The sequence below is a fragment of the Agrobacterium bohemicum genome, assembly GCF_002896715.1.
Lineage (GTDB): Bacteria > Pseudomonadota > Alphaproteobacteria > Rhizobiales > Rhizobiaceae > Agrobacterium > Agrobacterium bohemicum.
In genome coordinates, this window is the sequence record NZ_PGEL01000011.1 from 1 (window position 1) to 6,938 (window position 6,938).

A 6,938-nucleotide genomic window follows, 5' to 3' on the forward strand; every position below is an offset into this window, starting at 1 on the left:
ATCACGCCGAGGCNAAAACTGNAAATGGCAGCATGAATTCTACTGCTGAGCCCCGTTAAAAACNGGGGGATTACCGACGCTGCCTCATTACTAAAATANTTTTCTACATATTCTACGAATTTTTCCTCAAAATCATTTTGAATATTAAATTTGAACTTCCACATCTCAAAGAATACGTTCTTTCCGTCGCACTCTTGTAGCTTTCTTTTGATGTCGTTCGAGTAATCATATTGTTTACACACGCCGGGGAAGTTTATCGCGACGGTATTTACCGTGCCTTTGTCATGACAAATGGCATCAATGAACTCAATCACGTCAACTGAACATGCTTGTAGTAACCTTCGTTCAACACTTTCGGGCATAGGCGTTGCAGTTTGTGCAAAAGCTTGCGGGACTGCAAACAAACTCACCCAAACAAGAAAAATTACGGTGTATGCTCTCAACGCCTTACTCCTTCTACGTTGACGTCTTCAGATTTTCCGTTGCGAGTTTAACGGGAATCCTCTAAGGTTTGAGGACATTGTAAGCGCTAATTGTATTGAAATCGCGCTGCTAGAAACAGTGGAGGCACCATATGAACCGCTTTTTCTCGAACGAAGCCAAGGATGTTGCGTGGCGCGTCGACCAGATGCACGCCAACAACGCGATTGAGGGTGTTCAGAAGGACGAGGCGCTCGCAGCTTTGGTTGAAGAATGGAATGCAGCTGGTGTTGCTGATGATGAGCAGGTTGCTCGGCTGGTGCAGATGGCAAAACAACGCAATCGCGCTGCCGCTTAATATACGTCTACAGATATTGTGAGCGCTCTCATTTTGGGGGCGTTTTTTATTTAAAGCGAAAAGTAATGTGAACGAAAAGGCCATTTACGAGCGATATATGTATCCCGGACCTGAACCGAGGGTTCCAATCAATTTATTAGGTGCGAGAAACTGGGAAGACCTCAGCCGATTTGAAGCGCAGATCGTGGCGATAAGGGTGAAGCGGATTCCTGCTGAGGCCATGGAGCTTTCATATGACGGTCTGAAAGCACTTCACCGCCATCTCTTTCAGGATATTTATGAGTGGGCGGGGATGGAGCGAACTTACACGACGAGCAGGAACCCGAATGCCGCGTTCGCGAAGCCTGCATACATAGCTTCATGGGTTGAGAAGCAATTCGAGCATCTNAAAAATTCGAACTACTATTGTGGGCTTGAAAAGCGACAGTTTGCGGAAAACGCCGCGAGGTTCATCAACGAAATCAACGCGGCGCACCCATTTATAGAGGGCAACGGGCGCGTGCAGCGATTGNTTTTGCAAATGATTGCCGAGAAGGCTGGCTATGATCTCGATCTCTGTGCGAAAGACCAACGGGAATGGTACGTGGCAGCAGAAGCAGGTTTCCTTGCCGACGATCTGAATCCGCTAATTGCATTGCTGGAAAAGCGGCTAACAAAGCGGATGACAGAATAGGCATTGGGACCGTTGAGGCTCTAATATCGGTTGCTGCGTGTTAGCGTCACCTTTGCAGAAATCAGCTAATCGGCTCCTTTGCCATTCTCATACTCCGTCGTGCCCAACTCACAAGCACAAGGCTCGCCGCGACGATGAGGATTGCGCCGATAAAGACGTTGATTGCCGGTACTTCCGTCCAGATGACGTAACCATAGATGAAGGCCCAGATCAGGCCGGTATATTCCACCGGCGCGAGTGAGGATGCGGGCGCGTATCTGAACCCTTCATAGAGAAGATATTGCCCGATTGTTGAGACGAGCCCGACCCCGATCATGAGAAGCCAGCCCTGCGCATCCGGGTTCTTCCAGAGCCAAGGCAAAGAGAGTGCACAGGCGATGCCGAACAATGCGCTGGTGGCGTACATCTGCGTCAATGTCGTTTCGCTTCTGCTAACGAGGCGGATGAGGATGGTGCTCCATGCCCAGCAGAAACCTGCGATGATGCAGAGAGTTGCCGGAAGCCAGTTGGGGGAGTTGGCCGGATTGGCAGCTATGACCACTCCAACGAAACCGACCACGCAGGCTATCCAGCGGCCTGCGCCGACTTTTTCTTTCAGCACGAAGATGGACAGAAACATGACCATGATGGGTGCGGAGAAATAGAGCGTGGTGAGCTCCGCCAGCCCCAGATATCGCGCGGAGCTGTAGAACAGCATCCATGCGGTGAGCATGAGTGCTGCGCGAATAACGACGGTGCCGCGATATTTGCNTTTGAGGATGGAGGGGTGGCGGTAGCGATATGCCAGTAGGCCGGTAATCAGAACGATGACGGCGCTTCGCACAAAGAGGATCTGCGGAACCTCGTAGCTTTCGACAAGCAATTTGACGAGCGCATCCTGAAGAGCNAAACAGGAGTAGCCCATGGCCGCCAGCCCGATGCCGAAAAGCGGCCTTGCTTCCAATGATCCTGCCATGCACTTCACCACGATACTGCTGATGATCTGTACTAGCCGAGTCCTGTGTTACGATCTATCAAATTACTCCAGCGTATTTCGGAACGTTCGGTTGATGAGCTGGTCCAGGCCGTCAGGGCTCGAGAGCCGATGTCGCGGCTTTGCAAGACAATTGACGTTAAGATCCTAGTGTCCTCCCATCGAAGGGCAATGGCCCTGAATTTGAATTGATGCCAGTGGCGAGACGTAAACGGGTTTCGAATCGAAGAGGGGGCTGAAAACAGTAGGACGGGCGTCTATCTCGCAAATCGATCACCCAACCGGAACCCCATCTGATACCTAGCATCCCTGCCCNGGGGGGCAATTACAACGAGACATCGCGGTTTCCCACCAGGGACACCCTTGTCCCGCTATCCAGAACAATGTGCAGGTCCCGGATCATACCAGCAGCCAGAAGAAACGTATCACGAACCTGATTGTCATCGCGCCAGCCCCGCTCGACCGAAAGAGCGGTTGTGTGAATATCAAGAACGATATCGCGGCCAGGGCCTGTGGGCAGGCCCACAGCCTCTCGCAAATCCGCGATCGTCGCGACGGCGCGCTCCAGCATCCGGCGCTTCTGGAACGCATCGAGGCGCTCCATGCGATTGGCATCTCGAACAAGTTTGCCAATAAAATCCGTTGTCAGGCTCATCCCTNAAAAATGCCGCACGCCTGCGTTTTTTCAAGTCCAGATATCGGNAAAAATACCAAACGACGTGGTTTCGATTGGTCTGTGATCCAACGGCATCATCGGGCAACGGCGATCTATCGTCGCAAGGCCATGAACGGCCCCNAAAAACACCCCGTCGCTGTCTTGAGAGCAAGACGCCAGGAGCATGACTAACCACCCGTTTGAGACGCTTTTTCATTCGCATTCTCTGCGAGTTTTGTCAGGTGCTCTTCGCAAACCTGTTTGACCCGTTCCAGCAGATGCGCGGTCCGTTCCCCAAGCCAGACAAGCGCCTCTTCGCTGATCTCAAAATGCTTCGAGTACCGGGCCTTCACATAGGCCTCGTTGATCGTGTTGAACCAGGCCCGCTCGCGGTGTTGATCACGCGGAAAGGCTTCGACCAAACGCAGGTCCTGCTCCTCTGCCAGCGAGCGCAGAAACTTGATGTTGTGCGATGCAGGTCCGTAGTTAGTCAGAGTGAGCAGAACGCATGAGTAAGCCTGCTCGAGTGTTTGATGGAGCGCGAAAGCAGCATCCTTTCGCCACTTGATGTCAGTCTCCGAATTTGTCAGCTGAAATGCAGCAGTTTGCAGGGACCGCTGAGCGTTTGGGAGCCGCTCCTGAAAATGCTCCCGCGCCACCCGCAGCCGTGCCTCTGCGGTCAGCGGCTTGGGCTCCACCAGTGGTTCATCATCCAGTTCGTAAAGAACGATCCCGTCTCTGCGGATATCCGAGAAGAAGTAATGGCCTTCCTTCAACTGCGTGTTCACCTCGCGCAGCGAGTGCACGATGAACTGTGCCGGCGTTTCGATAAAACTATCCCGGATCAAACGGTCGGCGGCCTTGTACCAATATTCGGCAAAGTCGGTCAGCTTGCGATTGTTGACGATGACGAGCAGATCAAAGTCAGAGCGATAGCCCTTCATCGTGTGCGGCTCGTCGACAAACGTACCGCGGGCATAAGAACCGAACAGGATGATTTTGAGAATGCGTCCGCGCTTCTTGAAGTCGGCTGTTCCCTCGCCCAGCGCATCCTCGAATTCCTCGTGCAGGATTTACAGCGCACGGGCGAGTTCACGTTGCTTGCGCGGCGGGATATGATCGAGGGAAGACTTCATCATGGTAGCAGGTTCTTGTTCGCTGGCGGTATCGACGTCGACTCTCTTAAAGCTGGTCCGGAAAACCTGACACAGTTCAACCGAAACAACAACCGCAGGAAAGGCCCCTAGGCCGTTGACACGCATTGCACAAAGGCTCTCGGCGGAGTTGATCAGCCTTGGTCTGCGACGCTGCTTTCAGGTCTCGTCCGGCTGTCCTGCCCGTCATTGCTTCCTCATCAGTCGTGGCTCTGCCCAGCCTTCCCGCCATCCGCCCAAGCGTTTGGTCGTTCAACGCAAACCGGTGAACGAGCGCCATGGTGACGTGGCCTGCGATCAGAACCGACAGGCCCCATGCCAACAGACTGTGAAGAAAATCGGCCGGTGCCATCATCCATGACACCTCCACCCCGGTCGCCGGGATCCACGGCTCCCACCCCTTGCCACTGCCATAGGCCCGCAACAGCGCCAGGGCCGGAATGCCAAACATCAGAAGATAGAGGCTGGCGTGAACAACAATGGCCGCATGACCGGCAATGGTTGTCGATTGAACCGGGCGACGGTTACGATTGACGGTCCACCAGATGGCGCGAATGACGACAAGCACGATCACCAGAAGGCCAACGGTGCCATGGCCGGGTCCAAGCGACGTGACCGTCCTGACCCACTCCCTATCCCCGAACAATCGCCACGTCAGGATGACGACAAACTGCCAGATCNAAAGATAGGCCATGGTCCAATGCAAGGTCCGGCTGATCAGACCATAACGCTTGGGCGTATCCAGCCACATGCGAGAACTCCTGTTTATTATAAACTGCCTCTAGCTGCCGTTGACACAGAGCGCAACGGTGGGATCGGTCCGGGAGCGTTCGTCAGATCCTGGGCTTGCGTTCCCATCACCCCATGGCGCCAGACGCACGCCTGTCCTGCCGCTCACTACGGCGCTATGGGGAGCGCGTTCCCGTCAGGACAGGCTCATCCCGCAATCCCTCTTGAGCGTCCCGTCATCCGTTATCGCCGCGAAGGCGCAGCTGAGGGGCAAGTGTTGTGACATCGAGCACCGTCATGGCTCCTTGTCCCCGATGACGTCCGCTTGACTGCCATTGGCGTGCCGATGGTGCCCATTGCTCCGTTGCGCGTTGCCGTCTGTCACATCGTGGACTTGACCCATCCGGCATTCTTCGAGCAGGTCCGCAAACAAGGCCCGATCGGCATCCCGGACGAGAAACGCCGGCAATTGTGCCGCAAGCCATTGCCTCAGGTCGCATTGATCGCATTGATCGCCGGTATCACCATCGCCATCCTGCGCCAGGTGCTCCAGCACAAACGAACCGAGCACGATCTTGCGTCGTGTCGTCTGCGCACGCTCCTGCCTGTCCAGTCGCGATTGCAAACTACGCCTGCGCTCTTCGAGCTCCTTGATGCGTTGCGCGATCGGCTTTCTCATAACAGCATCCTCCTATGACGATTTGGCCTCAGCGCTATTGGAACCGCAATTTCCTGGAGCCTGCAACCTGCAGATCTGCACGTCGCCAGCACGATCTGCGAATGCTAGCCGTGCCGTAACGACAGCAACAAGGGCGCACTTACGAGTTGCAGCGTATTTGGCTCAACCGATTGTCCGAACCGGGAAAGGACAGGTGGCGGTGGCGATCTACCATCTCAGCAGCAAGCCGGTTTCCAGATCGGGTGGCCGCAGTGCCGTGGCGGCGATTGCCTACCGAACAGCGACCATGATGCTGAATGAACGTGATGGTCTCGTGCATGACTTTACCGCCAGGCGGGGCGTTGCCCATTGCGAGATCGTTCTGCCCGACGCTGTTGTAGCCGACTGGGCACTGGATCGATCAACACTGTGGAATGCCGCGGAGGCTGCCGAGAACCGCTGCGATGCCCGTGTTGCCCGTGAGTTCGAAATCGCCCTTCCCCATGAGCTGAGCCGCGACGATCGCCTGTCGCTGACGCGTGCCTTTGCCCAGGATCTTGCCAACCGCTATGGCACCGCTATCGACTTCGCCATCCATGTGCCGCAGGGCAAAAGCGATGTCCGCAATATCCATGCACATGTGATGATGACCACGCGGGTGGTGANCCCAACGGGCCTTGGCGAAAAAAGCCTGATCGAGCGCGAGAACAAATGGCTGCTCGCCCAGGATCTGCCGACGTCGCACCTGCAGATGCGCGATATCCGCCAGACGTTCGAACAGCATGCCAACCGACATCTGATGCGGGCAGGCCTTGATGTGCGGATCGATCATCGCTCGCATCTGGAGCGTGGTCTGGAGATCGAACCGACCGAACATATGGGCGTGCATGCCAGCCAGATGATGCGACGCGGACTGGATGTATCACGCACCCGGCTTGAGGAAGATGCGGCACGCCGAAACGCCGCGTTGATCCGGCGCAAACCCGACGAGGTCCTGCGCCTTCTGACCGATGAGAAAAGCGTGTTTACCCGTCATGATGTCGCCCGCACGCTGCATCGTTACATCAACGACACCGACGGCTTCCAACGCGCGCTTGCCGCCGTCATGGCGTCACGCCAGCTGGTCGAACTGCAAGCCGAGCAACACGATGAACTGGCGCGCTATTCGACCCGCGAGATGATCGGGATCGAGCATTCCATGGCGGCCAGCGCGCTGCGGATGGCAGACAGACACAGCCATGGTGTCAGACCTGAAACCGTTGATCATGCGCTCGATCGTCAGGACGCGCTCCTGAACGGTCCTGGTCTCAGCCACGAG

General features: G+C 55.6%; 8 protein-coding genes. 3 read left to right on the top strand and 5 right to left on the bottom strand.

Features of this window, described 5'->3' with window-relative positions:
• Positions 1-574: 574 nt before the first annotated feature.
• Together CUC55_RS00150 and CUC55_RS00155 are read left to right on the top strand one after the other, a co-directional pair.
• Positions 575-778 (top strand): hypothetical protein, encoded by a 204-nt coding sequence (locus CUC55_RS00150; RefSeq protein ID WP_067653380.1) that lies wholly within the window; start codon positions 575-577, stop codon positions 776-778.
• Positions 779-998: 220 nt separating this feature from the next.
• Positions 999-1,451: a Fic/DOC family protein gene (locus tag CUC55_RS00155; RefSeq protein ID WP_425352690.1), complete on the top strand. Its 453-nt coding sequence runs from the start codon at positions 999-1,001 to the stop codon at positions 1,449-1,451.
• A 61-nt stretch (positions 1,452-1,512) separates the two neighbouring features.
• On the opposite strand, the gene CUC55_RS00160 is transcribed toward CUC55_RS00155, so the two are convergent.
• The 5 genes from CUC55_RS00160 to CUC55_RS00180 form a co-directional block, all read right to left on the bottom strand.
• The gene (locus CUC55_RS00160) at positions 1,513-2,406 is read right to left on the bottom strand and encodes a DMT family transporter (protein WP_103086626.1); all 894 of its coding nucleotides are present in this window, start codon (positions 2,404-2,406) and stop codon (positions 1,513-1,515) included.
• A 343-nt stretch (positions 2,407-2,749) separates the two neighbouring features.
• On the bottom strand, positions 2,750-3,079 hold the full coding sequence (locus CUC55_RS00165; protein ID WP_067653374.1) for a hypothetical protein: 330 nt from the start codon (positions 3,077-3,079) through the stop codon (positions 2,750-2,752).
• 188 nt (positions 3,080-3,267) lie between these two features.
• On the bottom strand, positions 3,268-4,152 hold the full coding sequence (locus CUC55_RS00170; protein ID WP_425352691.1) for a nucleotidyltransferase and HEPN domain-containing protein: 885 nt from the start codon (positions 4,150-4,152) through the stop codon (positions 3,268-3,270).
• A 139-nt stretch (positions 4,153-4,291) separates the two neighbouring features.
• On the bottom strand, positions 4,292-4,984 hold the full coding sequence (locus tag CUC55_RS00175; protein WP_103086627.1) for a cytochrome b: 693 nt from the start codon (positions 4,982-4,984) through the stop codon (positions 4,292-4,294).
• Between the two features lie 273 nt (positions 4,985-5,257).
• Positions 5,258-5,641: a hypothetical protein gene (locus CUC55_RS00180; RefSeq protein ID WP_067653369.1), complete on the bottom strand. Its 384-nt coding sequence runs from the start codon at positions 5,639-5,641 to the stop codon at positions 5,258-5,260.
• Positions 5,642-5,840: 199 nt separating this feature from the next.
• Here CUC55_RS00180 and mobQ point away from each other — a divergent pair.
• The coding region (mobQ, locus tag CUC55_RS00185) for a MobQ family relaxase (RefSeq protein ID WP_170063790.1) at positions 5,841-6,938 on the top strand (1,098 nt) is incomplete at its 3' end.